Origin of the sequence: Roseovarius halotolerans, from assembly GCF_900172255.1 — a bacterium.
In the GTDB taxonomy this organism is placed as follows: Bacteria; Pseudomonadota; Alphaproteobacteria; order Rhodobacterales; family Rhodobacteraceae; genus Roseovarius; species Roseovarius halotolerans.
In genome coordinates, this window is the sequence record NZ_FWFU01000002.1 from 96,500 (window position 1) to 121,867 (window position 25,368).

The window sequence follows — 25,368 nt, forward strand, 5'->3', positions numbered from 1 at the left end:
CACGCCACCTTTGACAAACCCGCGCCGGATTTGGCTAACTTCGGGGCGGAGGAGACACCATGCCGCTGAGTATTCTGGTCCCGCTGGTGACGGTCGGCATCCTCGGGATCGCCCTGCTCTTGCATCTGCTGGGGCTGTCGCGCCCTGTTGCGCTGTCCGATGAGTCAGCAGCGCGCGATGCATGGCTCAGCGAGTTCCCGGACGATGCGCCATTGCGGGTCCTTCTCAGCCGAAACCGGATGGCCGCGCTGGTCGAGACGCCGAAGGGTCGGGGGGTCGTCTGGCCGATGGGGGCTGACACCACTGCGCGCTACCTGACAGGCGCGCGCATCACCCGCCGCGCAGAAGGGCTGCGCATCTCCCTGCCCGACTATACCGCGCCCCGCATCGACCTGGTGCTGGACGAAGCCGAAACCGGGGTCTGGGCAGCCCCCGAGGAGCAAGATGCATGAGCGACCAGATCACTTTCCCCGATGTCGTCAACTGGGCGGTGCCGTTTTTCATCGCGGCCATCCTGATCGAGTTGCTGTGGATCGTCCTCAAGGGACGTGGCGGACGCTATGAGACGCGCGACGCGGTAACCTCGCTGATCCTCGGTGCGGGCAGCGTGGCGTCGGGCGTCTTGCTGGGTTTCATCGCCTATGGGTTCTTCATGGCGCTCTGGGCGATCACGCCGCTGGATCTGGGCACGTCATGGTGGGTGATCGCGCTTTGCTTCGTGCTGGACGATCTGCGCTATTACTGGGTGCATCGCTTCGGGCACCGCATCCGCTGGGTCTGGGCCAGCCATGTGAACCACCACTCCAGCCAGCATTACAACCTCACCACAGCGCTGCGACAGACATGGACCGGCACATTCACCTTCATGATGGTGGTGCGCGCACCGCTGATTCTGCTGGGGTTTCACCCGGCGCTGGTTCTGTTTTGCGGCGGGTTGAACCTGATTTACCAGTTCTGGATCCACACCGAGGCCATCGGCCGTATGCCGCGCTGGTTCGAGGCCGTGATGAACACGCCTTCGCATCACCGCGTCCATCACGGGCGCAACCCGCGCTATCTCGATGCCAATTACGCCGGAGTCTTCATTATCTGGGACAAGATGTTCGGCACCTTCGTGCCGGAACTGGACCACGAGAAACCCGATTACGGGCTGGTGCACAACCTCGGCACCTTCAACCCGATCCGGGTGGTGTTTCACGAATGGGTCGGAATCCTGCGCGATGTGATCCAGCCGGGGCTGACATGGCGCGAACGGTTGATGTATTGCGTCGCGCCGCCGGGCTGGAGCCATGACGCCAGCCGCGACACTTCAGCGGACATCAAGCGCAAGCATCTTGCGAAGCATCCTTCGGATCGCGGCTCGCCGGGCTTTACCGCCCCTGAATAGCGGTCATCAGCCTGCGCTGCTGCGTTCAAGGTATGAGCGCAGTTCCTCGGTCTCGTGGCGGGCCTCGCGCAGACCGTCCATCGTGGCGGCGAGTTCGGCTTCGGTCTGCGAGAGCTGGTTGGTCAGCTCGGCCTCGCGCTGCTGAAGATAGGTGATCGCCTGATCGCGTGTCTCCTCGGCCTCGTGCAGCTCCTGCGCCATCTTCTCGAGCTCGCCGACATCCGACTGGTTGACGCGAATGAAGCGATGCACCAGCCAGTTGGCGAACCACCCCAGACAGAACGCCACGAAAAGTATGATTGCCGTGGCGATGATAAACTCAGTTCTGTTCATCGGGCTTGTCTTCCTGCGATGGTTCTTCGGCCTGGTTATCTTCTTCGCCCTGTTCGTCGGCGCTTTCAAGACTTGTCGGGTCTTCTTCTGCCGCCTCGGGGCGGATCAGGCGGAATTCGATCCGCCGGTTCGCCTCACGTCCCGCTTCGGTGTCGTTGTCGGCGATCGGCTCGGATTCGCCGTAACCCTTGGCGGTAAAGGACGAGGTCAGGATGCGCCGCTCGCGCAGCGCATTGAGAACCGCCTGGGCGCGGTCCTGGCTCAGCCTCTCGTTCATGATCTCGCGGCCCTGACTGTCGGTGTGACCGCCGATCTCCATGCGCAGGTCACCGCATTCGCTCAGCACCTCGGCGATATCGTCGAGAATCGCGGCACCACCGCCTTCGATGGTCGACGATCCCGGTTCGAAATTAATCTTCTTCTCCGACTGGATCTCGGCGATCCGGGCCTCGCATTCCTCTGGTGTCGGTATGCTGGCGACCGGATCGAGCGCCTCGCTATAGGTCACCTTGATCGAGAAGGTCGCGCCCTCGCCCAGCTTTTCGGACAGGAGACGCGAGACGCGCGCGGATGCATCCTTCTGCCCGGTCTTGCCGATCAGCGTCAGGGAATCAGGGGTGACTGTGACGACGCCGTTCGCGACATGGCTCAACGCCTCGAGCCCGGTCAGTGTGCGCAGCGACCAATCTTTCGGCAACCCGTCGGAAACCCTCGCCGTGGTGCGAACCGACTCAGACGAGAACCGCGCCTTGGCGAAACTGTCCACGGTCTCGCGCGCCAGCTTGCTGCTGACGCGGCCACGGATCTGCACCAGCCCTTCAGGCGAAAGCGTCGCCACGAACTCCGGTGCCACCGGCGCGCTGGCATCCTCGGGGCGGGGCAACACCGCATGCAGCGCAAAGACATCCGGCAGCGAGGTTTCCAGCCGCCCGATCACATCGTCAAAGGTGCTCTCCGATGTGCCTTCGAGGGCGACCATCGAAATATCCGCATCCGAAAAGGTCAGACTCCCGCCGCCCAGCTTGTCGAGCGCATCAATCGCCATTTCGGCAGCCTCGCCCCATCGGGGTGAGGGCACCCCAAGGGCAAGCGTGCAGTCGGCCTTGCTGCTCAGGCCGGCGCGTCCGGCGGCGCTCAGGATACGGTCGCGCGCCGCCTCGGTATCGGCCGAGCAGGCATCGAAACGCCCCACGCCATCCTCGATCAGGAAGCGGAGCGTGAAGGGCGTGACCACCGGGCGCGGCGCCGAGATATCCAGCGACAGGCGCAGGTCTTCGGGCGCGTTGCGTGCCAGTTCGACCTCAAGCCGGCGTTTCGCCTCGGGGCTGTCCACCATCGCCTTGATCAGGACGCGTTCGGCATCAACCGAAATCTTGGCGCGCGGCAGCAGTTCCAGCGACTCGATGGCGTAGTCCAACGCCTCTTCCCAGGTTTCGGAATGCGGGTAATCCGCCGATTCCAGAAGGTCCGTCGCATCGCCTTCGCCAGTGGCATCGGCGATGTCCTCCATCAGCGCGTCGCGGTCGGTCGAGGCGGGCACCAGGCCGATCAGCGATGTGCCGCTGTCGTTGCGCAGGATCTCGATCGAGAACCGCGGCGGCGCGATGCCCTTTGTGTCCTCGATCAGCATCTGGTCCATCACCCGCGCCGCATCGACAATTCGTCCCGCCAGCGACAGCGCCTTGAAGCGCATCGCCTCGCTGGGAGCGGTCCCGCCAAGGAATATCTGCAACCCGTCGGCATCGACCTCGGTCCAGGTCATCCCGTTCATGTCCAGTTCCTGGCGCACCGAAGCGCGTGAGCTGTCCTCGATCACGGTCACGGCAAGACGCGCAATCAGAAGGCAGAACACGGCTGCGGCCAGAAATGTCGCGGCGATGGTGAAGATCGAAGACAGGCGCATGGTGTCGGGGCCCGTAAATTGTTGTCGCGCCCGTGTTTAGGCTCTGCCGACCGCAAGTGCAATCACAGGAGCAGCGCGACGGCGAAAAACGGCAGGGGCAACAGACCCGCATCGCGGTTGGAGCGGAACAGCATTAGCAACCTGTCGTTGTCGTCCAGCGCCAGATTGCGCATCTGCCATTGCATGTGCCATCCCATCGCCCAAGGCCCCAGAAGCGCGACCAGCAACGCCGGGGAGCTGCCGCCGACCGCCGCCAGGATCACCGCCAGCGATTGCAGGATGACGCTCAGGATCAGGAACATCGACAGCCATTTCGGGGTCCGTGCGCCAAACAGTCGCGCGGTGGATTTCACCCCGATCAGCGCGTCGTCTTCCTTGTCCTGATGGGCATAGATCGTGTCATAAAACAGGGTCCACGCGATCCCGGCCAGGTAGAGAACCACCGCAGGCCACTCCAGCCGCCCGGTATGCGCCGTCCAGGCCAGAAGCGCGCCCCAGTTGAAGGCGAGGCCAAGAAAGATCTGCGGCCACCAGGTGAACCGCTTGGCAAAGGGATAGATCGCCACAGGCAACAGCGCCAGCACGCCAAGTGCAATCGCCGCCATGTTGAAGGTCAACAGGATGCACAACGCCACCAGCGCCTGCGCCACCAGCCAGGCCAGCGCCTGCTTGACGCTCACCTGTCCCGAAGGAATCGGCCTTTGCGCGGTGCGCGCCACGCTGCCGTCGATATGGCGGTCGGTGATATCGTTCCAGGTGCAGCCGGCGCCGCGCATGAGCCACGCGCCGATCCCGCAGCCGGCAAATATCCACAGATCGTGCCAGCCTGCGCGCCCGTCATGCAGCATCCCCAGCAAAAGCCCCCACCAGCAGGGCAGCAGCAATAGCCAGGTGCCGATCGGCCGGTCGGCCCGCGCAAGCCGCAGATAGGGCCTTGTGCGCGGCGGCGCCAGCCGGTCCACCCAATTGCCGGTGACCGCATCGGCCACCGGGCCTGCCGCCTCTGGCGTCTGGTTCTTGCCGGTCATATGGTGCCCTCATGACAGATGCGAAGATCAGGCTTTTTGTAGATCACCTCTTGGGGGAAGGGCAAACGGTTCCTCTGGACCGCGACCAGGCGCATTATCTCTTCGGGGTGATGCGGCGCAGCGCGGGCGATGCGGTGCTGCTGTTCAACGGGCGCGATGGCGAGTGGCTTGCAACTGTTGCCGAGGCGGGCAAACGCGCAGGTTCGCTGTTGTGCGTTTCGCAATCGGGACCGCAGCGGATGCCGCCGGATGTCTGGCTGCTGTTCTCGCCGATCAAGAAGGCCCGCACCGATTTCATCGTCGAAAAGGCCGCCGAGATGGGTGCTGCTCGGATCCTGCCCATACAGGCGGATTTCACCAATTCCGAACGCATCCGCCAAGACCGCCTTCAGGCCCATGCCGTCGAGGCCGCCGAACAATGCGGCGGCACCTATGTCCCCGAGGTCTGCAACCTGCAAAAGCTGGACCGGCTCCTTTCGGACTGGCCGGATGACAGGCAGCTGATGTTCTGTGACGAGGCGCTGGCGGGCGAGGCGACCTCGCTCAGCGGGGCGTCCGGCGGGAAATGGGCGATCCTGATCGGGCCGGAGGGCGGTTTTTCCCCGTCCGAGCGCGACCGGCTCAGAGCCCTGCCCTTCGCCCACCCCATCAGCCTCGGTCCGCGCATCCTGCGCGCCGATACCGCAGCCGTCGCCGCGATGACGCTCTGGCAGATGGCGCTTGGGGACTGGACATGAGCTTCGTGCGTCCCGAAGCGATGGACGCGATCCGACGCTGGCGCGAGGTCATCACGGGGGCCGGCGTGCTCTGCCTTGGCCTCTGGTGGATGCTGGGCACCACGGGGCTGTTGCATTGGCTTGGCTATGCCACCTGCGCGATTGCCTCGGTGCTGATCGTCAGCGGTGTGCAGCGCGGCCGGTTTCGCGGTGATCGCAACGGGCCGGGAGTGGTCAGCGTCGATGAGGGACGGATCGCCTATTTCGGGCCGCTGACGGGCGGCGCTGTGGCCCTTGGCGAAATCACGCGGATTTGCCTCGATCCAACCGGCAAGCCGCCGCATTGGCTGATCAGCCAGCCCGGTCAGCCCGATCTGGCGATTCCGCTCAGCGCGCGTGGCGCCGACGATCTGTTCGACGCCTTCGCCACGCTTCCCGGAATCCGCACCGAACGGATGCTCGCGTTGATGCGCCGTCCCGGCGATCATCCTGTCGTGATCTGGCAAAAACACACAGCCCGCCTGCATTGACACCCCGGGGAAATAGCGCCACTTGTGACAGCCATTGACGCGCGCAAGGCAGGAGAAAGTTCATGTCCATACCCCAATCAGGCGGCGGGCCCATCGAGCGGCATGAACAGCTCGCGGAGTATCTCGAAAGCGGCTGCAAGCCGCCCGAGGATTGGCGTATCGGCACCGAGCATGAGAAATTCGGCTATTGCAAGGACACGCTCAAGCCCATCCCCTACGAGGGCGAGCGCAGTGTTCTTGCAGTGCTCGAGGGTCTGCGTGACCGACATGGCTGGGCACCGCTGGAAGAGGCGGGCAAGCTGATCGGTCTCACCAAGGACGGCGCCAATGTCAGCCTCGAACCGGGTGGGCAGCTGGAGCTGAGCGGCGCACCGCTCGAGTCGATCCACGAGACCTGCGACGAGGTTAACGCCCATCTGCGCGACGTGAAGGACATTGCCGACAAGGTCGGCGTCGGCTTCATCGGGCTGGGCGCGGCACCGGTCTGGGAACACGAGGCCATGCCCCGCATGCCCAAGGGCCGCTACAAGCTGATGACCGACTACATGGACCGCGTCGGCACGATGGGCAAATCCATGATGTATCGCACCTGCACCGTGCAGGTGAACCTGGATTTCGGCTCGGAAGCGGACATGGTTCAGAAACTGCGCGTGGCGCTGGCGCTGCAGCCGGTGGCCACCGCGCTGTTCGCCAATTCGCCCTTCTTCGAGGGCAAGCCGACGGGCTTCAAATCATGGCGCGCGCGCGTCTGGCGGGATCTGGATGCGGACCGCACCGGCATGTTGCCCTTCGTCTTCGACGAGGGCTTCGGCTTTGAATCCTGGGTCGAATACGCGCTCGATGTGCCGATGTATTTCGTCTATCGCGACGGGGTCTATATCGACGCGCTCGGGCAATCCTTCCGTGATTTCCTCAAGGGTGAACTGCCCGCGCTGCCGGGTGAGAAACCGACCCTGTCGGACTGGGCCGACCACCTGACCACGATCTTCCCCGAGGCGCGAATCAAGAAGTTCATCGAGATGCGCGGCGCCGATGGCGGCCCCTGGCGGCGGCTTTGTGCGTTGCCCGCGTTCTGGGTCGGCCTGATGTATGACCAGTCCGCCCTCGATGCCGCCTGGGACCTGGTCAAGGACTGGGACGCCGAGACCCGCGAGGAACTGCGGGTGGCGGCGGGCAAGGATGCCTTGCAGGCCAGGGTCAAGGGTATCGACATGCATGAGCTGGCGCGCGAGGTGCTGGCGCTGTCCGAGGCCGGCCTGAAGGCGCGGGCGCGCAGCGGGGCGAACGGGCTGATCCCGGACGAGACCCATTTCCTCAATACGCTGAAGGAAAGCGTCGAAAGCGGGCAGGCTCCGGCCGACGAGCTGCTGGCGCATTACCATGGCGATTGGCAGGGCGATCTGAGCCGGATCTACTCGGAATATTCATACTGACTTGAAAGAAAACGAAAAACCGCTTCGGTATCGCGGCGGTTTCACGTCAGTATCGCGTCGGTATCGTTTCGGCATCCTGCGCGGCGCGCACGGGTCATTTCTGGCCGATTTTCGGCTCGGTCCCGGCGCGGATGCGCGCGATATTGCTGCGGTGACGCCAATAGACCAGCAAGGTCAGGATCGCCGCCAGAAGAAAGATCTGACCCTGCCCCAGCAGGATGACCCAGATCGTCGACATCGCCGCGGCGGTGATCGCGGCAAAGGACGACATCCGCTTCCACAGCGCGGCCACGAGCCATGTTAGGCAGCACGCCACCCCGACCGGCCATGCCAGCGCCAGTAGAAGGCCGAGGAACGTCGCGACCCCCTTGCCGCCCCTGAAGCGCAGCCAGACCGGATAGCAATGGCCCAGGAATGCCATCAGCCCGGCGATCTGCGCGGCGTCCTCGCCGGTGAGATAGCGCGCCAGCAAAGCTACCGCGGCCCCCTTGCCGCCGTCCAGAAGCAGCGTGGCCGCCGCCGCCTTCTTGCTGCCGGTGCGCAGCACGTTTGTTGCGCCGATATTGCCCGATCCGATCTCGCGCAGGTTCCCAAGATTCATCGCCCGTGCCAGCACCATCCCGAAGGGCACCGATCCCAGCAGATAGCCAAGAACGGCCCAGAGGATCAGAAGCGTCAGGCTGGTCTCGATGGGTGGCATCAGGGGGCCTCGAAAACGGGTCGTCCGGCGACATAGGTTGCCCGCACCTTACCCTGAAGGCGCTGACCGTCAAACGGAGTGTTCTTCGATTTCGACCTGAGCGTGGTGCGATCCATGACGAAAGGCTTGTCGGGATCGAACAGCACCAGATCGGCAGGCGCGCCCGCCGCGATCCGCCCCGAGGCCAGCCCCAGCCGCTTCGCCGGGTTGAGCGCCATCGCCCGGAACAGCGTCGGCAGGTCCAGATCGCCGGAATGATAGAGGCGCAAGGCGGCGGGCAGCAACGTTTCCAGCGCGACCGCGCCGCTGGCAGCCTCTTCAAAGGGCAGGCGCTTTGATTCCTCGTCCTGCGGCGTATGCATCGAGGAAATCACGTCGATCAGCCCGCTGCGCACCGCCTCGATCACGGCCTGGCGGTCGCTTTCCGAGCGCAGCGGCGGCTTGACCTTGAAGAAGGTCCGATAGTCGGCCACGTCCATTTCGTTGAGCGTCAGGTGATGGATGGACGTGCCTGCTGTAATGTCGAGCCCGTTGCGCTTGGCGCGTTCCAGCGCGGGCAGAGCGCGGGCAGTTGTGATCTGGTCGGCGTGATAGCGCGCGCCGGTCATTTCCAGAAGCGCGATGTCGCGATCAAGCCCCATGCGCTCGGCCATCGGCGACACGGCGGGCAAGCCCCGCAGCGAGGCGAACTTGCCGCTGGTGGCCGCGGCCCCCGCGCTCAGCCCCGGTTCCTGCGGATGGGCGATGACGAGCGCGCCAAGCGCGCGGGCATAGGTCAGCGCGCGCGACAACACCTTGGTGTTGGTGACGACGTGGTCGCAATCGGTAAAGGCCACCGCCCCGGCATCCATCAGGAAGCCGATCTCGGTCATCTCGCGTCCCTCGCGCCCCTTGGTCAGGGCCGCCATCGGCAACACATGGACCGGCCCCGCGGCATTGGCGCGCCGCGCGATGAACTCCAGCGCCTCGGGGCTGTCGATGGAGGGCTGCGTATCGGGCCGCGTGACCATCGTGGTCACGCCCCCCGCCGCCGCCGCCAGCCCGGCCGAGCGATAGGATTCCTTGTGGCGCTCGCCCGGTTCGCAGACCTTGACGCCGATATCGACGATCCCCGGTGCAAGACAGTGTCCGGCGCAATCCACCACCTCGTCCGCGTCCGGCGCGTCGCTCTCCGACCCGACGGCCTTGATCACGCCCTGCTCGATCAGCAGCCAGCCGGGCGCGTCGGTGCCCTGTTCGGGGTCGATCAGGCGGGCATTGGTGAAAAGCGTGCTTGTCATGCGCTGGCTCCGCTCATCGCCGCCTCGATCCGGGCACGGGTGGCGTTGCGATCAGCCTGGTATTTCAGAAGGTGCTTGTCGCCGCCCCGCGTGACCACCTGCACCGCGCTGCCGAGGGTGCGGAGCGTGGCGATCTCGCTCAGCGGCACGGCGCGGCCCTGCGGCCCCAAGAGGCGGCGGTCGGTCAGGTCCCAGCGGGCCTGCATTTCGTCTGACGCCACATAAAAGGCCCGCACCGCCACAGCCGCCAATCCGCCGATGGCCCCGGTCCAGACATGCGGGTTGCCGATGGCCCAGAGGATCGCCATCCCCAACGCCATCGCCACGGCGGCGATCCAGGCATGGTCGCGCCAGTAGGCGCCCTTGTCGGGGGTGAAGGCGTGGATCACCTGCTCACCCGGCGCCAGCCGGGTGGTGGGGGTCATCGAATAAAACAGCCCGTCGTTCATGCCGCTATCCAGATCATGATGGCCACCAGCAGGAACAGCACCAGCAGCGCGATACTGGCGATGCGGCCCGACATGGCGGCGTTGCTTGGGGCGGATTTACCCCCGGTGATGCCTTTTGCGCCCTCGGAGGGCAGCGGCGCGAAGCTGACGGGTTCGGCGCGCTCGTCCAGGGTCGCGACAAGGCGCAGGGGGTGCCTTGGCGTGAGGGTCTGGCCCTGCCCGCAAAATGCGCGCGAAGGGATGACGAGGACATGACCCGTCAGCGCATCGAGGCGTCCGCGCATATCGCTGAGCGTATCCTCGGCCACGCCATGCCCCTCCTTGAGGTAATGGAAAAGGCCCAGCTCCTCGAGGTCCGATACCGCAAAGAGGTCGACATGGGCGCTGTCCAACGTCTCGGCGCCAAGCGCGCGCTGGAGGGGCCAGCTGCCATTGTGACGATTGAAGGCGGCGATCTCGTCCTCGGGCAGGTCAACGCGGAACACGCGCACAACGCCGTGTTCGGTCGGCTTGATCTCGATCCTGTCGGTCATGCCAGCACCTCGCGCGGGCGCGCACGCAGATTGCGCGCCAGCAGGTCCATCGCCGCCATGCGCACGGCGACGCCCATTTCCACCTGTTCCTGGATCACGCTGCGGTTGATGTCGTCGGCGATCTCGCCGTCGATCTCGACCCCGCGATTCATCGGCCCCGGATGCATGACGATGGCATCGGGCCTGGCATAAGACAGTTTCTCGGCGTCCAGCCCGTAGCGGAAATAATATTCGCGCTCGGAGGGGATGAAGCCGCCGTCCATGCGCTCGCGCTGAAGGCGCAGCATCATCACCACGTCGACATCGCGCAGGCCTTCCTTCATGTCGTCGAACACCTCGACCCCGAATTCGGCAATACCGGCGGGCATCAGGGTGGGCGGGCCGATCAGCCGCACGCGGTTCTCCATCTTGCCCAGCAGAAGGATATTGGAACGCGCCACCCGGCTGTGGGCGATATCGCCGCAGATCGCGATGTTGAGCCGGTGCAGCCGCCCCTTGGCGCGCCGGATCGTCAGCGCGTCCAGCAGCGCCTGGGTGGGGTGTTCATGCCGCCCGTCCCCGGCATTGAGAACCGCGCATTTCACCTTTTGCGACAAGAGGTCGACCGCGCCGGAATGCGGGTGGCGCACGACCAGAAGATCGGGATGCATGGCGTTGAGGGTCATCGCCGTATCGATCAGGGTTTCGCCTTTCTTGATCGAACTGGCCTGCATCGCCATGTTCATCACATCGGCGCCAAGCCGCTTGCCCGCCAGTTCGAAACTGGCTTGGGTGCGGGTCGAATTCTCGAAGAACATGTTGATCTGGGTCAGGCCCGCCAGGGCGTCGGCATGTTTCATCTCGCGCCGGTTGAGGGCGACATATTGCTCGGCGAGGTCCAGAATCGTGGTGATCTCGGTAGGGGCAAGGGGTTCGATCCCCAGCAGGTGCGAGTGTGAGAAGGTCATCCGCCGCTCCGTTCCGTGATCCTGACCGCTTATAGAAAGCGTCGCGGCAAGGGGCAAGGTGTGGTGGCGCTTTGCGTGCTTCCAAGTCGCGCATGGGGGCGGTAGCCTGTGGCGCAATGGAATCGGCTTATCAATATCACGCCGCGAGGGCGCTTCTGGACTGGCAGATCGAGCTTGGCGCGACCGAGGCGATCTGCGATGCGCCGGTCGATCGCTATGGGCTGCCCGAGTCGCTGCCCAAACCGGCGGCTGCGGCCGCTGCTGCCGCCCCTGCCGGTGCCGGTGCCGGTGCCACCGCACCCCGCCCGGCCCCTGCCATGCGCGATGCCGACCCTGTCGCGGATGCACGCGCGGCGGCGGAGGGCGCGGACAGTCTCGAGGCGCTGCGCGAGGCACTCGCGGGCTTCGACGGCTGCGACCTCAAGCGCGGCGCGCGCAACCTCGTGTTTGCCGATGGCAACCCTGATGCAAGCGTGATGATCATCGGCGAGGCGCCGGGGCGCGAGGAGGACCGCGAGGGGCGGCCTTTTGTCGGGCGCGCGGGACAGTTGCTTGACCGGATGCTGGCGGCAATCGGGATGGCGCGGGACGCGACCGATCCGGCCAGGTCGGTCTATATCAGCAATATCCTGCCCTGGCGCCCGCCCCAGAACCGCGACCCGAAGCCCGACGAGATCGCCATGATGCTGCCCTTCATGCAGCGCCATGTCGATCTGGTGGCGCCGGATATCATCGTGCTGATGGGCAATATCAGCTGCCAGGCGGGTCTGGGACGGCGCGGCATCACCCGGCTGCGCGGCAACTGGACCGAAAGCTACGGCAAGCCGACGCTGCCCATGTTCCACCCCGCCTACCTGCTGCGCACACCCAACGCCAAGCGCGAGGCCTGGGCCGACCTGCTCGAGCTTCAGGCGCGGCTTCGGGAGACGTCATGAAGATCCTGGGTTTTTCCGACCTGCACCATTCGGCGCCGCACGCGGAAACCCTGGTCCGGGCCAGCCGGACAGCGGACCTCGTGATCGCGGCGGGCGATTTCTGCCGGACGCGCGCGGGCCTCGATGCGGCGATGCAGCTTCTTGGCGGGATCACCGCGCCGCTTGTGGCGGTGCCGGGAAATCACGAGAGCGCATCCGAATTGGCCGCCGCCGCACCGGACGGAACCACGGTGCTGCACGGCGAGGGCGCCACGTTCGACGGGCTGCGGGTGTTCGGGCTGGGTTACGGCGTGCCGGTCACACCCTTTGGCGACTGGTCCTGCGATCTGACCGAAGATGAGGCCGAGGCGCTGCTCTCGCGCTGCGAGAGCGCCGACATCCTGATCACCCATTCCCCGCCCAAGGGCGTTGGCGACACGACCTCGCAAGGCGCGTCGGTTGGCTCGGACGCGATCCGCGCTGCGATCGAGCGGCTACAGCCGCGACTGGCGCTTTGCGGCCATATCCACGACAGCTGGGGCGTCACCGGCAGGATCGGGCGAACCGGCGTGCATAACCTTGGCCCCGATCCCAACTGGTTCGAGATTCCGGCATGATGGACCCACTTGTCCTGTTGGCCTTCGTTCCCGCCGCGCTGGCGCTGAACCTGACGCCGGGGGCCGACATGATGTTCTGCCTCGGGCTGGGGCTGCGGGCGGGGCCGCGCGCGGCGGCCGCGGCCAGTGCCGGTGTCGCGGCGGGCGGCATCGTGCATGTCACGCTGGCGGGTCTGGGCCTTGGTGCGGCGGTGGCCGCGATGCCGTGGCTGTTCGATGCGATCCGCTGGGTCGGCGTGGCCTATCTTCTGTGGCTCGCGCTCGGCGCGCTGCGCCGTCCCGCCATCCAGGCTGCCACCCCGCTTGCGATGCCTGCGCGCCGCGCCTTTCGCGACGGTCTGATCGTCAACCTGCTCAATCCCAAGGTGATCCTGTTCGTGCTGGCCTTCGTGCCGCAGTTCGTCGATCCCGCGCGCGGTGCGATCCTCGGGCAGTTCCTGATCTTCGGCCTGATCCTTGCCTTTGGCGGGCTTGTCATCAATACCGCCGTCGGCGTTTTCGCGGGCGGCCTCGGACGGCGGCTGGCGGGTTCGGCTCGGTTTACACGCGGGCTGGGCTATGCGAGTGCGCTGATATTCGCCGGACTTGCCGCGCGACTTGCCCTTCTTCAGAGGAGTTGACCCCATGAGCCCCACCGACGAAAGCACCGGTTTCGTGCCGATCCGCATCGCTGTGCTGACGGTCAGCGACAGCCGCGATATTTCGAAGGACCGCTCGGGCGAGGTGCTGGTGAACCGGCTCGAAGCGGCAGGCCATGTGCTGGCCGACCGGATGATCGTGCGCGACGAGCGCGACCAGATCGCCGATCAGCTGCGCGAATGGATCGCCTCGGACAAGGTGGATGTGGTGATTTCGACCGGCGGCACCGGCCTGACCGGGCGCGACGTGACCGTCGAGGCGCATCGCGATGTCTATGAGAAAGAGATCGACGCCTTCGGCACGGTCTTCACCATGGTGTCGATGCAGAAGATCGGCACCAGCGCCGTGCAGTCGCGTGCCACCGGCGGCGTGGCGAACGGCACCTACCTGTTTGCCCTGCCCGGCAGCCCCGGCGCCTGCAAGGATGCCTGGGACGAGATCCTGTGCAAGCAACTGGATTACCGTCACAAGCCCTGCAATTTCGTCGAGATCCTGCCGCGCCTGGATGAGCACCTGCGGCGCAAGTAGCCGCCACGGCCAGGGCGCGCACGATCAGCGCGCCGGGCAGCCCCTGATATCCACCGCCCTGTCGCCGCCAAGCACGGTGATGCGAATGCCCGAGCGATCCAGCGCGAATGCGCGGCCCTCGACATGGTAAAGCTCGGCGCGCGCCACCAGCCGGTCGCCCTGGCGTTCGGTCCTGGGTTGCGCGACCCAGATCGCCTCATTCGCGGATTCGACGACGGCGATCTCGTCGCGCCCGATCCGTGGCATCCTGAGTTCGGCGGTCAGTTGCAGGCCGCCCTCCATCGGGCTGACGGTGCAATGCACATCCGTTACGCCCGCCTCCTGCGCCGATGCAGGGCGCGAGGCCAGTGCCGAGACGATCTGCGGGTCGCGCCGCGTCTCGCCAAGTGGCAGGTCCTGCGACAGGCGCAGCGTGACCGGCACGCAAATATCCTTGCAGACGCCCATTTCGATGGTGCCCGACAGGTTGATCGGCTGTCCCGCCCTTTGCGGTGTCAGGGTCAGCGGCAGGGTCACCGTATCGCCATAGCCGATGCTGCGCTGTCCCCCCTGCCCGATCGAACGCGGCGTCGGCCAGGTGATCTGCACACCGGCAAGGTTGCGCGATCCGCGCCAGTCGAAGCGCGGCGGAATGCCTGCATCGCCCGGCGCGCGCCAATAGGTCTTCCAGCCATCCTGCATGGTCAACTGCAGCGCGGCGACATGCTGGCCGTCCTGCTGGCTCCAGCCAGTGAGTATGCGCGCCTTGACCATCGCCTCATCGGCATGGGCCGCAAGCGACGTCAGGACCAGGCCGCCAAGGGTGGCAAGAACGGGAAGGATGCGTTTTGTCATGACTCTCAAATGGGTGATCCGGGCTGAAATGCCAATTCACTTTCCAGCGAGAAATGTCACAACCCGTACCGGGCAATGCTTGAACTGGGCGCGCCGCGCCTCCATTGTTGGTAAAGCAACCGGAGCCATACCTTGACCTCGGATATCGACCTCACCGGAAAACTGCTGATCGCCATGCCGGGCATGGGCGACCCCAGATTCGAGCATTCGCTCGTCTTCATGTGCGCGCATTCCGACGAGGGCGCGATGGGGCTGGTCATCAACAAGCCCACTACCGACCTGCGGCTGAGCGACCTTCTGGACCAGCTGACGATCAGCCCCGGCGACGACATGCGCAACCTGCCGGTGCATTTCGGCGGGCCGGTCGAACATGGCCGGGGTTTCGTGCTGCATGATTACGGCTATCACTCGTCGATCTCGACGCTGGATGTGAATGACGATTTCGCCATGACGGCGACGCTCGACATTCTCGAGGACATGGCCGACGGGCGCGGTCCGGCCCATGCGCTGATGGCGCTTGGCTATGCCGGCTGGGGGCCGGGGCAGCTTGAGGCCGAGATCGCGCAGAACGGCTGGCTGACCTGCGAGGCCGAGAAGGCGCTGGTGTTCGAAACCCCCGATCACGGCAAATGGGAGGCCGCGCTCAAGACGCTGGGTGTCGATGCGCTGGCCCTTTCGGCGAGCGCCGGGCGGGCCTGAGGCGCGCTCAGCCCGCGCTGTGGCGACGGCGCAGCGTGCCAGGGCGACCGGGCAGTGACAGGGTGGCATCCTCGCGCGGCATCCGGCTGATCACGTTGCCTTTCGACACCACCGCCAGGCGCGCGGGGCGCAAGCGCAGCGCTTCGATGGGCGCGCCCGCATCCAGCACCACCAGCGAGGCGCTCTTGCCGGGCGCAAGGCCCAGGTCATCAAGCCCCATGATGCGCGCGTTCTGCGTCGTGACCATGTCAAAGCAGCGCGCCATCTCGTCGGGGCTGGTCATCTGCGCGACGTGCAGCCCCATGAACGCCACATCCAGCATGTCGCCGGTGCCGAGCGAATACCACGGGTCCAGCACGCAATCCTGTCCCCAGCCCACGGTGATGCCATGCGCCTGCATTTCCTTGACGCGGGTCAGGCCGCGGCGCTTGGGATAGGTATCGTGGCGCCCCTGCAGCGTGATGTTGATCAGCGGATTGGGGATCGCGGCAATCCCGGCCTCTGCCATGAGCGGGAGCAGCTTGGAGACATAGTAATTGTCCATCGAATGCATCGAGGTCAGGTGACTGCCCGCCACCCTGCCCTGCAAGCCGAGGCGCTGCGCCTCGAAGGCCAGCGTCTCGATATGGCGGCTCATCGGGTCGTCGGTCTCGTCGCAATGCAGATCGACCATCAGCCCGCGCGCCGCCGCGATCTCGCAAAGTTCGCGCACCGAACGCGCACCATCGGCCATGCTGCGCTCGAAATGGGGGATGCCGCCGACCACGTCGACGCCCATGTCGAGCGCGCGCAGCGTGTTGTCGCGCGCGCTCGGGTCGCGATAGAAGCCGTCCTGCGGAAAGGCCACGAGTTGCAGGTCGATATAGGGGCTGACGCGCTCGCGCACCTCCAGCATCGCCTCGACCCCCAGCAGGCGGTCGTCGCAGGTGTCCACGTGGCTGCGGATCGCCAGAAGGCCCATGCTGGCGGCCCAGTCGCAATAGGTCAGCGCACGCGCGACCATCTCATCATGCGTCACGATCTGCTTGAGCTCGCCCCAAAGGCCGATCCCCTCCAAGAGCGTCCCCGAGGCGTTGATGCGCGGCAGGCCATAGGAAAGCGTCGCATCGAGGTGGAAATGCGGATCGACGAAAGGCGGGCTGACCAGATCGCCCGCGGCCTCGATCACCTCGCCCGCCTCGGCGCCCGACAGGTCCTCGATGGCGGCGATGCGGTCGCCCCTGATGCCGATATCGGCGATACGGCCATCGGGCAGCGTCCCGCCCTTGACGATCAGATCGAACATCAGCGTTCTCCCTTGTTGAACGGCACCATCAGCGCGGCGGGCACCTCGGCGCGGCGCGACATCACGATCAACGCCAGGATGGACAGGAAATAGGGCATCATCAGAAAGACCTGGTAGGGAATGTCGGCGCCAAGCGGGGTTTGCTGGATGCGGATCTGCAGCGCGTCGAAGGCCGCGAACAGGATCGCCCCCAGAAGCGCCTTGCCGGGTTTCCATGCACCGAACACCACCAGCGCGATGCAGATCCAGCCGCGCCCGTTGACCATCTCGAAAAAGAAACTGTCAAAGGCCGACATGGTCAGGAACGCGCCGCCCACGGCCATCAGCCCGCTGCCCACCATCACGGCGCCCATGCGGATCGCGGTGACAGAAAGGCCCTGCGCCGCCACCGCCGCGGGGTTCTCGCCCGCCGCCCTGAGCGCCAGCCCCAAGGGCGTGCGATAAAGCACCAACGCCACCACCCCCACCAGGATGAAGGCCAGGTAGGTCAGCGGCGTCTGCGAGAACAGCGCCGGACCGATCAGCGGAATATCCGACAGAATCGGGATCTCGAAGGGCTGGAACGCCTCGATCTTGGGCGGGCTTGTGACCTCGGGCAGGGCCAGCCGGTAGGCATAATAGGTCAGCGATGTCGCCAGCAGCGTGACCCCCAGACCGACCACATGCTGCGAGAGGCCGAATGGCACCGTCAGCAGGCTGTGCACCAGTCCAAAGAGCATGCCCACCGCCATCGCCACCGCCACGCCTGTCCAAAGGCCGGTGCCCGAATAGACAGCCATCCAGCCGGCAAAGGCCCCGGCCACCATGATCCCCTCGATCCCGAGGTTGAGAACCCCGGCGCGCTCGCAGATCAGTTCGCCCAGGGTGGCGAAGATGAGCGGGCTCGCGATGCGGATCGCTGCGGTCCAGAAACTGGCGGAAATCAGGATGTCGAAAAAATCCATGGCCTATTCCCTCACCACGCGGAATCGTGTCAGCAGGATCGCGACCACCATCAGCAGAAGCGCGGTCGCCAGCATGATATCCGCAAGGTAACTGGGCACGCCGACGGCGCGGCTCATGCTGTCCGCACCCACGAAGATACCCGCCACGAACAGTGCCGCCGCCACTACCGCCAGCGGATTGAGCAGCGCCAGCATGGCCACGATGATCCCGGTGTAGCCAAAGCCGGGGCTCAGATCGAGCGTCAGGTTCCCCTTCAGCCCGGCCACTTCGGAAAAGCCCGCAAGCGCCGCCAGCCCGCCCGACAGAAGCGCCGTCTTGACCAGAACGCGGTTCACCGGGATGCCCGCGAAACCCGCCGCCTCGCGGTTCAGCCCGACGGCGCGCATTTCATAGCCGAGCGTCGTGCGCCGCTCGATCACCCAGATCACGCCGGCCGCGATCAGCGCCAGCCCGAAACCCCAATGCAGGCGCAGCCCGTCGACGATGCGCGGCAGGCGCGCTTCGGCGATCAGGCGCTCGGATTTGGGCCAGCCCATACCCATCGGGTCCTTGAGCGGCCCCTCAAGCAGCATCGAGACGAACAAGAGAAAGATGAAGTTGAACAGCAGCGTCGTCACCACCTCGTCGACGCCGAAACGCACCTTCAGAAGTGCGGGAACCAGCAGCACCAGCGCCCCCGCCAGCATCGCCGCGATGACCAGCACCGGCAACAGGGCAAAGCCGCTCCAGGGCAGCAAGCCGGTGCCCAGAACCACCGTCATCAGCGCCCCGGCATAAAGCTGCGCCTCGGCGCCGATATTCCACAGACGGGCGCGAAAGGCGACCGCCACGGCAAGGCCCGTGAAGATCAAGGGCGTTGCGCGATTGAGCGTTTCGAGCAGCGCGAATTTGGAACCGAACGCACCCTTGATGATCAGCCCCAGCACCGAAAAGGGATTGCCCCCGGCGGCCATTGCCAAGAGCGAGGCGATCACCACGGTCGCGCCGATGGCGATCGCGGGCGGCAGGGTGCTGCGCCAGATCGTCGGCCTCGCGATGGGTTCAAGGCGCATGTGCACTGTCCTCCTGCTCGGCTTCATGAGGCTCGAAACCCTGGCCCGCCATCCAGACGCCCAGCTCCGCCGGAGTCATCCGGCCACGAGGAAATCCGGGCGACAGGCGGCCTTCGGAAATGACGTGGATCACGTCCGAGAGGGCCATGATCTCGTCAAGGTCCTCTGAAATCAGCAGCACCGCCGCGCCCCGGTCGCGTGCCGCCAGAAGCTGCCCGTGAACATAGTTCACCGCACCGATATCCAGCCCGCGCACCGGCTGGTTGGCCAGGATGATGCGCGGTGCGGCCTCGAGCACGCGGCCAAGGATCAGCTTTTGCATGTTGCCGCCCGACAGCAGGCCGATGCGCGTGCCGGGACCGGGACAGCGCACATCGTATGTGTCGATGATCTGGCGGGTGAAACTTTCGGCGCGCGCCCAGTTCATCCAGCCCGAGCGGCTGTAAGGGGGCTGCGCGTAGGTTTCCAGGATGGCGTTTTCCGTGAGGTCGAAGGCGGCGATGGTGCCGGTCCGGTGGCGGTCCTCCGGGATGCGGGCGATACCCGATTGCACCGCCACGCGCGGCGACCAGCCCGTCGGCTGCGCACCGTCCAGCTCCATGCGCCCCGTTTCAGGGCTGACCAGCCCGCCGATCAGGTCGGCCAGCGCGCCCTGCCCGTTGCCGGAAACCCCGGCCAGCCCGGTGATCTGCCCCGCCCTCAGCGCCAACGACATCGATTTCAGCCCCGGCGCGTTGCCCCGGTCGGGCGTGGTCACATCGTCAAGCTGCATCAAGACCGCGCCGGGGGTGCCGGGCTCGACGCGCGGGGCGCTCACCTCGGCTCCGACCATCAGCGCGGCCAGCTTTTCCTTGTCGACCTCGGCAATCGGGCGCTCGGCCACCAGCTTGCCGTGGCGCAGGATCAGCACCCGGTCCGAGATCGCCATGACCTCATGCAGCTTGTGCGAGATGAACACCACCGACAGGCCCAGCCTGACCGCCTTGCGCAGGGTGGCGAACAGATCTTCGGTTTCCTGCGGGGTCAGCACCGCTGTCGGCTCGTCAAGAATCAGGATGCGGGCATCGCGGTAAAGCGCCTTCAGGATCTCGACCCGCTGGCGCTCGCCCACGGTCAGGCTGCCGACCTTGGCATCCAGATGCACCTGCAACCCGAAATCCGCCGAGAGGCGCGCCAGCTTTTCGCGTGCACCCGCGCGCCGCTGGCTCAGCGCCAACAGGCTTTGCGTGCCAAGCGTCACGTTCTCCAGCACGGTCATGTTGTCGGCCAGCGTGAAATGCTGGTGCACCATGCCCACGCCCGCATCGAGCGCGGCGCGCGGATTGCCCGGCGGCAGGGTGCGGCCGAACACCTCGACCGTGCCTTCATCGGCCGTGTACTGGCCGAACAGGATGTTCATCAGGGTCGTCTTGCCCGCGCCGTTCTCGCCCAACAGGGCGATCACCTCGCCCTCATGCAGCGACAGGCTGATCGCGTCATTCGCGACCAGCTTGCCGAAGCGTTTGGTGATGCCGTCAAGGCGCAGGACGACCCGCGCCGTCCCGTTATCGGTCATTTAGGAAGACTTGGGTTCTTCGTCGTTGATCTCGACCGTGAAGTCGCCCGCAAGGATCTGCGCGCGGCGCTCCTCGACCAGGTCCAGCGCGGCCTGCGGCACCTTGCCCTCGAACGTGCCCAGCGGCGCCAGCGAACAGCCGCCTTCGCGCATGAAGGAATAGACCCCGTAATCGGCCGCCTTGAACATGCCCGCCTGAACCTCGGCGATGGCCTTGTCCAGCGTCGGCTCGAAATGCCAGATCGCCGAGGCGACCACCGTGTCGGGGTAATCCGCCTGGGTGTCGATCACGTTGCCGATCGCCAGAACGCCCTTTTCCTGCGCCGCGTCCGAAACCCCGAACCGCTCGGCATAAAGCATGTCGGCGCCGTTCTCGATCATCGCATAGGCGGTTTCCTTGGCCTTGGGCGGATCGAACCAGCTGCCGATGAAGCTGACCTGGAAGGTGATGTCGGGGTTCATCTCGCGCGCGCCCGCCATGAAGGCGTGCATAAGGCGGTTCACCTCGGGGATCGGAAAGCCCCCGACCATGCCGATATTGGCGGTCTCGGTCATCGACCCGGCGATGATGCCGCTCAGATACGAGGCGTCCTGGATGTAATTGTCGAACACCGCGAAATTGCCCAGCGCATCGTCATGCTTGAAGCTCGAGCCCATAAGGAAGGCGATGTCGGGGTATTCCGCCGCGACCTCGCGCGCCTCCTGCTCGACGGCGAAGACCTCGCCGATGATGAGCTGATAGCCCTGCTCGGCATATTCGCGCATCACGCGGGCGTAATCGGTGTTCGAGACATTCTCCGAGAACACGTATTCCACGTCGCCCCGCGCCTCAGCGGCGGTGGCGGCCTTGTGGATACGGCTGACCCATTGCTGCTCGACCGGTACGGTATAGATGCCCGCCACCTTGAGCGGCTCGGCCGCGCGCGCCCTGCCCGGCAGGCCCGACGCCGCCAGCGCGACGACAAGCGCGCCGCCAGCGGTGCTTCCCATGAAACGGCGGCGCGACAGGCCCCCGGCATTCTGCTTGCGTGATTGATCCATATGGTAATCCCCCTTGTTGTGCGCTCCGCGCCCCGATGTTTGACCAAACGGTAAACTCATTTCGGCTATCTGCCAATAGACGGCAGCACCCCGCATGGAGTCCAGAGGTCAAAGCCCGTTTTCTGTGCAGCCAACCCCGATTTGCATCGCGATTGGGCATCCACCACGTCGGGTTCGGGTCTAGCGGGAAATATAGCGCGCCGGAACCCGCCAAATGTCGCAAATGCAGAGACAGGCGGCGTTCTTGCGAGGACGCAGACAGATGAGCCGTGCAAAGCCCCGGCACGAGGGAATTCCCCAACGCCCGAAAGGACATTTCATGTTTCAGGTATTGTCCGCAGTCTGGGCCCTTCTGCTCGGTATCGTGTTCATCATGCTCGGGAACGGCATGCATTTCACCCTGATCGGCCTGCGCGGCGGGATCGAGGGGTTCTCGGCCTCGGAACTGGCAATCATCACCTCGGGGTATTTCGTGGGTTTCCTGTCGGGCGCGCGGCTCAGCCCGGTTCTGATCCGGCGGGTGGGGCATGTGCGTGTCTTCGCGGCCCTGGGCAGCCTGATGTCCGCGGGGCTGATTTCCTTTCCGCTGATCACCGAACCCTGGGCCTGGACCGTGCTGCGCCTTCTCGTCGGTTTCTGCATGTCCGGTGTCTATGTCACCGCCGAAAGCTGGCTCAATGACGCCGCCAACAACGAGACGCGCGGCAAGGTTCTGTCGGCCTACATGATCGCGCAGACGCTTGGCATTATCGGGGCGCAGGGCCTGCTGACCCTGGGCGATGCGGGCACCGCGGTGCTGTTCATCGGCGCCTCTGTCCTTGTGTCGCTCTCGCTGACGCCGATCCTTCTCTCCGTCACCCCCGTTCCGGCCGCCGAGGTAGCACGCCCGATGCCCCTGCGCGACCTTTTCACAGGCTCGCCGCTCGGCACGGTCGGCATCTTCCTCCTGGGCAATGTCTATGCAACGCAATCGGGCATGGGGGCGGTGTTCGGCAGCCAGATCGGCCTGACGGCGGCGCAGGTCGCATTGTTCGTGGCGATGCTTTTTGCCGGAGCGCTCCTGATGCAGTATCCGATCGGCTGGCTTTCCGACCGGATGGACCGGCGAAAGCTGATCTTCGGCGCAGCCGCCCTCGGTGCCGCGTCCTGCGGCGCCGGTTGGATCACCGGTGGCGGGCTCTGGCCCCTGATGGCCTCCGCCTTCTTTGCGGGCGGCGTGACGACACCGCTCTACGCGCTGTTCCTGGCCTATACCAATGATGCCCTTTCAGCCGAAGACATGCCCGCCGCGTCAGGCGGTCTCGTCTTCACCTTCGGTCTTGGCGCGATCGCCGGCCCGCTTGTCACCGGCTGGGCGATGCAGTGGCTCGGCCCGTTCGCATTCTGGCTGGTGCTTGGCGCAACATTCGGGCTCATCGCGATCTACGCGCTTTATCGCATGACGCAACGCTCCATGATCCCGGTAGAAGAAACCGAAAGCTACCTTGGCGTCCTGCCGACCGCATCGACCGTGGCCGTGGAAGCGGCCACCGCCTGGGCCGCCCAGCAAGCCGAATCCGACTCCGACACCGGAGACGACAAACCCTGACCCCGCGGCGTCCGGCCATGGACCTGGCACCCGATCCGTGCAGAAACGCTATCCGCCCAATCCCCAAGACGATCTCTTGGGGTTCCTCGCGTGTCCCGGCCACGACTGAGCATACCTTGGCGACCCGGCTCCAGGACACCACGACACCCACGCAGTCCGAAGAACCCGGACGACTGGCATTTCGGTAGGAAAATGGCGGAGACGATGGGATTCGAACCCACGAGACCCTTCCGGGCCTACTCCCTTAGCAGGGGAGCGCCTTCGACCACTCGGCCACGTCTCCGCCGACGCGTATAGCCGGGCAGGTGCAAGCTTTACAAGGCGAAATTTCAGGAAATTGCCGGGCGGCGGCGCGGGCGGTGAACGCGTGCCTTCGCCACCGCCGCGACGGCCTCAGGTGTTGAACAGGAAGTGCAGCACGTCGCCGTCCTTGACCACATAGGCCTTGCCCTCGGCGCGCATCTTGCCCGCTTCCTTGGCACCCTGTTCACCATTGCAGGCGACGAAATCGTCATAGGCGATGGTTTCGGCGCGGATGAAGCCCTTTTCAAAATCGCCATGGATGACGCCGGCGGCCTTGGGGGCGGGGGTGCCGGTCGGGATCGTCCAGGCGCGCGCCTCCTTGGGGCCGACGGTGAAATAGGTCTCGAGATGCAAAAGCTCGTATCCCGCGCGGATCAGCCTGTCGAGCCCGGCCTCGGCAAGGCCCATCTCATCGAGGAACATTTCGGCCTCTTCGGCGTCGAGCTGGCTGATTTCCTCTTCGATGCGGGCAGAAATGACCACGCTCGCGGCGCCCTGTTCCGCCGCCATCGCCTCGACCTGCGCGGAAAAGGCATTGCCGCTGGCGGCGCTGCCCTCGTCCACGTTGCAGACATAGAGGATCGGCTTGGTGGTCAGCAGTTGCAGCCCCTTCCAGGCCTTCCGGTCCTCATCCGAGACGTCGACCACGCGGGCAGGCTGGCCGTCTTCCAGCACGGCCTGCGCGGCGGCCAGCAGGCGCTCCTGCTGGGCGGCTTCCTTGTCGCCGCCCTTCAGCTTGCGCACGAGGCCCGCACGGCGCTTTTCGATCGATTCCAGATCGGCCAGCATCAGCTCGGTCTCGATCACTTCGGCATCGGCCACCGGATCGACGCGCCCTTCGACATGGGTCACGTCACCATCCTCGAAGCAGCGCAGCACATGGGCGATCGCGTCGACCTCGCGGATATTGGCCAGGAACTGGTTGCCCAGCCCCTCGCCCTTGGAGGCGCCCTTCACCAGCCCGGCGATATCGACAAAGGTCATCCGGGTCGGGATGATGCTGGCGGACCCGGCGATCCGGGCCAATGTATCCAGCCGCGCATCGGGCACGTTCACCTCGCCCACATTGGGCTCGATCGTGCAGAACGGGAAATTCGCGGCCTGCGCGGCGGCGGTTCTCGTCAGCGCGTTGAACAGCGTCGACTTGCCCACATTGGGCAAGCCCACGATCCCCATCTTGAAGCCCATGACCGGCCCCTCCTGTTTGCGAATTGCGCGCATCTACGGCGCGAGGCGGGGCAAGGTCAAGCTGGGCATTGATTTTGCCCCGCGTTTCGGCCAAACCCGGTGCGACCAAGCTCAGGATATTCGCATGACCCGCATCGACGCCAAATTCGCCGAACTGCAAGCCGCAGGGAAAAAAGCCTTCGTGGCCTACGTGATGGCGGGCGACCCGGATTACGACACCTCGCTCGAGGTGATCCGCGGGCTGCCCGGCGCAGGCGTGGACATCATCGAACTGGGCATGCCCTTCACCGACCCGATGGCCGACGGGCCGACGATCCAGCTGGCGGGGCAACGCGCCCTGGCGGGCGGGCAGACGCTTGAAAAGACCCTCGCGATGGCCGCGGCCTTCCGCAAGGAGGACGACACCACCCCGATCGTGATGATGGGCTACTACAACCCGATCTACAATCGCGGTGTCGACAAGTTCCTCGAAGATGCCAAGGCAGCCGGGATCGACGGGCTGATCGTGGTCGACCTGCCCCCCGAGGAAGATGACGAGCTCTGCATACCCGCGCAGAAGGCCGGGCTGAACTTCATCCGCCTCGCCACACCCACCACCGACGACAAGCGCCTGCCCAAGGTGCTCGAGAACACGAGCGGCTTCGTCTATTACGTCTCGATCACCGGGATCACCGGCGCGGCCGCCGCCGAGGCCGCCGATGTCGCCCCCGAGGTGACCCGCATCAAGAAGCAGACCGACCTGCCGGTGATCGTGGGCTTCGGCATCCGCAGCCCCGAAACCAGCCGCGCCATCGCGGGCGTGGCCGATGGCGCCGTGGTGGGCTCGGCCATCGTCGGCAAGCTGGCCGACGGCATGCCCGTCCCCGAGGTGCTGGCCTTCGTCAAGGGGCTCGCGGACGGGGCGCATTCGGCCTGAACCGCGCCGCCCTGGCGATTGCGGC

At 65.6% G+C, this 25,368-nt stretch carries 27 protein-coding genes and 1 tRNA gene; 12 read left to right on the forward strand and 16 right to left on the reverse strand.

Annotation, left to right across the window (positions count from 1 at the left end; genetic code table 11):
- Positions 1 to 59: 59 nt before the first annotated feature.
- Both ROH8110_RS07425 and ROH8110_RS07430 read left to right on the forward strand, forming a co-directional pair.
- Entirely contained in the window at positions 60 to 452 is a 393-nt protein-coding gene (locus ROH8110_RS07425) for a hypothetical protein (RefSeq protein ID WP_085817146.1), read from the forward strand.
- Positions 449 to 1,387: a sterol desaturase family protein gene (locus ROH8110_RS07430; protein WP_085817147.1), complete on the forward strand. Its 939-nt coding sequence runs from the start codon at positions 449 to 451 to the stop codon at positions 1,385 to 1,387. The genes ROH8110_RS07425 and ROH8110_RS07430 overlap by 4 nt, the downstream gene beginning before the upstream one ends.
- Positions 1,388 to 1,393: 6 nt before the next feature.
- Here ROH8110_RS07430 and ROH8110_RS07435 read toward each other — a convergent pair whose 3' ends face one another.
- From ROH8110_RS07435 to ubiA, 3 genes are all read right to left on the reverse strand, one after another.
- Positions 1,394 to 1,720 (reverse strand): hypothetical protein, encoded by a 327-nt coding sequence (locus ROH8110_RS07435; RefSeq protein WP_085817148.1) that lies wholly within the window; start codon positions 1,718 to 1,720, stop codon positions 1,394 to 1,396.
- On the reverse strand, positions 1,707 to 3,623 hold the full coding sequence (locus ROH8110_RS07440) for an OmpA family protein (RefSeq protein ID WP_085817149.1): 1,917 nt from the start codon (positions 3,621 to 3,623) through the stop codon (positions 1,707 to 1,709). Before ROH8110_RS07440 ends, ROH8110_RS07435 begins: the two co-directional genes overlap by 14 nt.
- Before the next feature lie 62 nt (positions 3,624 to 3,685).
- On the reverse strand, positions 3,686 to 4,651 hold the full coding sequence (ubiA, locus tag ROH8110_RS07445) for a 4-hydroxybenzoate octaprenyltransferase (protein ID WP_085817150.1): 966 nt from the start codon (positions 4,649 to 4,651) through the stop codon (positions 3,686 to 3,688).
- 11 nt (positions 4,652 to 4,662) lie between these two features.
- Between ubiA and ROH8110_RS07450 the strand changes: the two genes are divergently transcribed.
- The 3 genes from ROH8110_RS07450 (at position 4,663) to ROH8110_RS07460 (ending at position 7,330) form a co-directional block, all read left to right on the forward strand.
- On the forward strand, positions 4,663 to 5,388 hold the full coding sequence (locus tag ROH8110_RS07450; protein ID WP_085817151.1) for a 16S rRNA (uracil(1498)-N(3))-methyltransferase: 726 nt from the start codon (positions 4,663 to 4,665) through the stop codon (positions 5,386 to 5,388).
- Positions 5,385 to 5,897 (forward strand): hypothetical protein, encoded by a 513-nt coding sequence (locus ROH8110_RS07455; RefSeq protein WP_085817152.1) that lies wholly within the window; start codon positions 5,385 to 5,387, stop codon positions 5,895 to 5,897. The genes ROH8110_RS07450 and ROH8110_RS07455 overlap by 4 nt, the downstream gene beginning before the upstream one ends.
- Positions 5,898 to 5,959: 62 nt before the next feature.
- On the forward strand, positions 5,960 to 7,330 hold the full coding sequence (locus tag ROH8110_RS07460; protein WP_085817153.1) for a glutamate--cysteine ligase: 1,371 nt from the start codon (positions 5,960 to 5,962) through the stop codon (positions 7,328 to 7,330).
- Positions 7,331 to 7,424: 94 nt separating this feature from the next.
- On the opposite strand, the gene plsY is transcribed toward ROH8110_RS07460, so the two are convergent.
- From plsY to ROH8110_RS07485, 5 genes are read right to left on the reverse strand one after another with little or no spacing between them, the layout of a single operon-like run.
- Positions 7,425 to 8,030 carry a glycerol-3-phosphate 1-O-acyltransferase PlsY gene (gene plsY, locus ROH8110_RS07465; RefSeq protein WP_085817154.1) on the reverse strand — a complete coding sequence of 202 codons (606 nt, stop codon included), beginning with the start codon at positions 8,028 to 8,030 and terminating at the stop codon, positions 7,425 to 7,427.
- Positions 8,030 to 9,310: a dihydroorotase gene (gene pyrC, locus ROH8110_RS07470; protein WP_085817155.1), complete on the reverse strand. Its 1,281-nt coding sequence runs from the start codon at positions 9,308 to 9,310 to the stop codon at positions 8,030 to 8,032. Before pyrC ends, plsY begins: the two co-directional genes overlap by 1 nt.
- Positions 9,307 to 9,735, reverse strand: coding sequence for a hypothetical protein (locus ROH8110_RS07475; RefSeq protein ID WP_170156499.1), 429 nt, complete (start codon positions 9,733 to 9,735; stop codon positions 9,307 to 9,309). Before ROH8110_RS07475 ends, pyrC begins: the two co-directional genes overlap by 4 nt.
- A gap of 20 nt (positions 9,736 to 9,755) precedes the next feature.
- Positions 9,756 to 10,292, reverse strand: coding sequence for a hypothetical protein (locus tag ROH8110_RS07480; protein ID WP_085817157.1), 537 nt, complete (start codon positions 10,290 to 10,292; stop codon positions 9,756 to 9,758).
- Positions 10,289 to 11,239 carry an aspartate carbamoyltransferase catalytic subunit gene (locus ROH8110_RS07485; protein ID WP_085817158.1) on the reverse strand — a complete coding sequence of 317 codons (951 nt, stop codon included), beginning with the start codon at positions 11,237 to 11,239 and terminating at the stop codon, positions 10,289 to 10,291. Before ROH8110_RS07485 ends, ROH8110_RS07480 begins: the two co-directional genes overlap by 4 nt.
- A gap of 116 nt (positions 11,240 to 11,355) precedes the next feature.
- On the opposite strand from ROH8110_RS07485, the gene ROH8110_RS07490 reads away from it, so the two are divergent.
- From ROH8110_RS07490 to moaB, 4 genes are read left to right on the forward strand one after another with little or no spacing between them, the layout of a single operon-like run.
- Entirely contained in the window at positions 11,356 to 12,174 is an 819-nt protein-coding gene (locus ROH8110_RS07490) for a uracil-DNA glycosylase (RefSeq protein ID WP_085817159.1), read from the forward strand.
- Positions 12,171 to 12,770: a metallophosphoesterase family protein gene (locus ROH8110_RS07495; RefSeq protein ID WP_085817160.1), complete on the forward strand. Its 600-nt coding sequence runs from the start codon at positions 12,171 to 12,173 to the stop codon at positions 12,768 to 12,770. Before ROH8110_RS07490 ends, ROH8110_RS07495 begins: the two co-directional genes overlap by 4 nt.
- Entirely contained in the window at positions 12,767 to 13,390 is a 624-nt protein-coding gene (locus ROH8110_RS07500; protein WP_085817161.1) for a LysE family translocator, read from the forward strand. Before ROH8110_RS07495 ends, ROH8110_RS07500 begins: the two co-directional genes overlap by 4 nt.
- Before the next feature lie 4 nt (positions 13,391 to 13,394).
- Positions 13,395 to 13,937 carry a molybdenum cofactor biosynthesis protein B gene (gene moaB / locus ROH8110_RS07505; protein ID WP_085817162.1) on the forward strand — a complete coding sequence of 181 codons (543 nt, stop codon included), beginning with the start codon at positions 13,395 to 13,397 and terminating at the stop codon, positions 13,935 to 13,937.
- Between the two features lie 24 nt (positions 13,938 to 13,961).
- Here the strand turns inward: moaB and ROH8110_RS07510 are convergent, their stop codons facing one another.
- Positions 13,962 to 14,771 (reverse strand): protein-disulfide reductase DsbD domain-containing protein, encoded by an 810-nt coding sequence (locus tag ROH8110_RS07510; protein ID WP_085817163.1) that lies wholly within the window; start codon positions 14,769 to 14,771, stop codon positions 13,962 to 13,964.
- A gap of 132 nt (positions 14,772 to 14,903) precedes the next feature.
- Here ROH8110_RS07510 and ROH8110_RS07515 point away from each other — a divergent pair, with 132 nt between their 5' ends.
- The gene (locus ROH8110_RS07515) at positions 14,904 to 15,470 is read left to right on the forward strand and encodes a YqgE/AlgH family protein (RefSeq protein WP_245962825.1); all 567 of its coding nucleotides are present in this window, start codon (positions 14,904 to 14,906) and stop codon (positions 15,468 to 15,470) included.
- A 7-nt stretch (positions 15,471 to 15,477) separates the two neighbouring features.
- Here ROH8110_RS07515 and ROH8110_RS07520 read toward each other — a convergent pair whose 3' ends face one another.
- The 5 genes from ROH8110_RS07520 to ROH8110_RS07540 are packed head-to-tail and all read right to left on the reverse strand — an operon-like array spanning position 15,478 to position 21,348.
- Complete coding sequence (locus tag ROH8110_RS07520) at positions 15,478 to 16,755, reverse strand: amidohydrolase family protein (protein WP_085817164.1); 1,278 nt, start codon at positions 16,753 to 16,755, stop codon at positions 15,478 to 15,480.
- Entirely contained in the window at positions 16,755 to 17,699 is a 945-nt protein-coding gene (locus tag ROH8110_RS07525; protein WP_085817165.1) for an ABC transporter permease, read from the reverse strand. The genes ROH8110_RS07520 and ROH8110_RS07525 overlap by 1 nt, the downstream gene beginning before the upstream one ends.
- Before the next feature lie 3 nt (positions 17,700 to 17,702).
- Entirely contained in the window at positions 17,703 to 18,752 is a 1,050-nt protein-coding gene (locus ROH8110_RS07530) for an ABC transporter permease (RefSeq protein ID WP_085817166.1), read from the reverse strand.
- Positions 18,742 to 20,307, reverse strand: coding sequence for an ABC transporter ATP-binding protein (locus ROH8110_RS07535; RefSeq protein ID WP_085817167.1), 1,566 nt, complete (start codon positions 20,305 to 20,307; stop codon positions 18,742 to 18,744). Before ROH8110_RS07535 ends, ROH8110_RS07530 begins: the two co-directional genes overlap by 11 nt.
- Positions 20,308 to 21,348, reverse strand: a complete 1,041-nt coding sequence (locus tag ROH8110_RS07540; protein WP_085817168.1) for a BMP family protein — start codon at positions 21,346 to 21,348, stop codon at positions 20,308 to 20,310. It abuts the gene before it with no gap.
- A gap of 319 nt (positions 21,349 to 21,667) precedes the next feature.
- On the opposite strand from ROH8110_RS07540, the gene ROH8110_RS07545 reads away from it, so the two are divergent.
- Complete coding sequence (locus tag ROH8110_RS07545; protein WP_085817169.1) at positions 21,668 to 22,936, forward strand: MFS transporter; 1,269 nt, start codon at positions 21,668 to 21,670, stop codon at positions 22,934 to 22,936.
- A 193-nt stretch (positions 22,937 to 23,129) separates the two neighbouring features.
- Here the strand turns inward: ROH8110_RS07545 and ROH8110_RS07550 are convergent.
- Both ROH8110_RS07550 and ychF read right to left on the reverse strand, forming a co-directional pair.
- Positions 23,130 to 23,219 (reverse strand) — tRNA-Ser (locus ROH8110_RS07550).
- Positions 23,220 to 23,329: 110 nt separating this feature from the next.
- Complete coding sequence (ychF, locus tag ROH8110_RS07555; protein ID WP_085817170.1) at positions 23,330 to 24,427, reverse strand: redox-regulated ATPase YchF; 1,098 nt, start codon at positions 24,425 to 24,427, stop codon at positions 23,330 to 23,332.
- A gap of 124 nt (positions 24,428 to 24,551) precedes the next feature.
- On the opposite strand from ychF, the gene trpA reads away from it, so the two are divergent.
- Positions 24,552 to 25,343: a tryptophan synthase subunit alpha gene (trpA, locus tag ROH8110_RS07560; protein WP_085817788.1), complete on the forward strand. Its 792-nt coding sequence runs from the start codon at positions 24,552 to 24,554 to the stop codon at positions 25,341 to 25,343.
- Positions 25,344 to 25,368 lie beyond the last annotated feature (25 nt).

Coding starts and splice junctions, on each gene's coding strand:
- ROH8110_RS07425 (WP_085817146.1), top strand. CDS start 60: ATGCCGCTGAGTATTCTGGTCCCGCTGGTGACGGTCGGCATCCTCGGG.
- ROH8110_RS07430 (WP_085817147.1), top strand. CDS start 449: ATGAGCGACCAGATCACTTTCCCCGATGTCGTCAACTGGGCGGTGCCG.
- ROH8110_RS07435 (WP_085817148.1), bottom strand. CDS start 1,720: ATGAACAGAACTGAGTTTATCATCGCCACGGCAATCATACTTTTCGTG.
- ROH8110_RS07440 (WP_085817149.1), bottom strand. CDS start 3,623: ATGCGCCTGTCTTCGATCTTCACCATCGCCGCGACATTTCTGGCCGCA.
- ubiA (WP_085817150.1), bottom strand. CDS start 4,651: ATGACCGGCAAGAACCAGACGCCAGAGGCGGCAGGCCCGGTGGCCGAT.
- ROH8110_RS07450 (WP_085817151.1), top strand. CDS start 4,663: ATGACAGATGCGAAGATCAGGCTTTTTGTAGATCACCTCTTGGGGGAA.
- ROH8110_RS07455 (WP_085817152.1), top strand. CDS start 5,385: ATGAGCTTCGTGCGTCCCGAAGCGATGGACGCGATCCGACGCTGGCGC.
- ROH8110_RS07460 (WP_085817153.1), top strand. CDS start 5,960: ATGTCCATACCCCAATCAGGCGGCGGGCCCATCGAGCGGCATGAACAG.
- plsY (WP_085817154.1), bottom strand. CDS start 8,030: ATGCCACCCATCGAGACCAGCCTGACGCTTCTGATCCTCTGGGCCGTT.
- pyrC (WP_085817155.1), bottom strand. CDS start 9,310: ATGACAAGCACGCTTTTCACCAATGCCCGCCTGATCGACCCCGAACAG.
- ROH8110_RS07475 (WP_170156499.1), bottom strand. CDS start 9,735: ATGACCCCCACCACCCGGCTGGCGCCGGGTGAGCAGGTGATCCACGCC.
- ROH8110_RS07480 (WP_085817157.1), bottom strand. CDS start 10,292: ATGACCGACAGGATCGAGATCAAGCCGACCGAACACGGCGTTGTGCGC.
- ROH8110_RS07485 (WP_085817158.1), bottom strand. CDS start 11,239: ATGACCTTCTCACACTCGCACCTGCTGGGGATCGAACCCCTTGCCCCT.
- ROH8110_RS07490 (WP_085817159.1), top strand. CDS start 11,356: ATGGAATCGGCTTATCAATATCACGCCGCGAGGGCGCTTCTGGACTGG.
- ROH8110_RS07495 (WP_085817160.1), top strand. CDS start 12,171: ATGAAGATCCTGGGTTTTTCCGACCTGCACCATTCGGCGCCGCACGCG.
- ROH8110_RS07500 (WP_085817161.1), top strand. CDS start 12,767: ATGATGGACCCACTTGTCCTGTTGGCCTTCGTTCCCGCCGCGCTGGCG.
- moaB (WP_085817162.1), top strand. CDS start 13,395: ATGAGCCCCACCGACGAAAGCACCGGTTTCGTGCCGATCCGCATCGCT.
- ROH8110_RS07510 (WP_085817163.1), bottom strand. CDS start 14,771: ATGACAAAACGCATCCTTCCCGTTCTTGCCACCCTTGGCGGCCTGGTC.
- ROH8110_RS07520 (WP_085817164.1), bottom strand. CDS start 16,755: ATGTTCGATCTGATCGTCAAGGGCGGGACGCTGCCCGATGGCCGTATC.
- ROH8110_RS07525 (WP_085817165.1), bottom strand. CDS start 17,699: ATGGATTTTTTCGACATCCTGATTTCCGCCAGTTTCTGGACCGCAGCG.
- ROH8110_RS07530 (WP_085817166.1), bottom strand. CDS start 18,752: ATGCGCCTTGAACCCATCGCGAGGCCGACGATCTGGCGCAGCACCCTG.
- ROH8110_RS07535 (WP_085817167.1), bottom strand. CDS start 20,307: ATGACCGATAACGGGACGGCGCGGGTCGTCCTGCGCCTTGACGGCATC.
- ROH8110_RS07540 (WP_085817168.1), bottom strand. CDS start 21,348: ATGGATCAATCACGCAAGCAGAATGCCGGGGGCCTGTCGCGCCGCCGT.
- ROH8110_RS07545 (WP_085817169.1), top strand. CDS start 21,668: ATGTTTCAGGTATTGTCCGCAGTCTGGGCCCTTCTGCTCGGTATCGTG.
- ychF (WP_085817170.1), bottom strand. CDS start 24,427: ATGGGCTTCAAGATGGGGATCGTGGGCTTGCCCAATGTGGGCAAGTCG.
- trpA (WP_085817788.1), top strand. CDS start 24,552: ATGACCCGCATCGACGCCAAATTCGCCGAACTGCAAGCCGCAGGGAAA.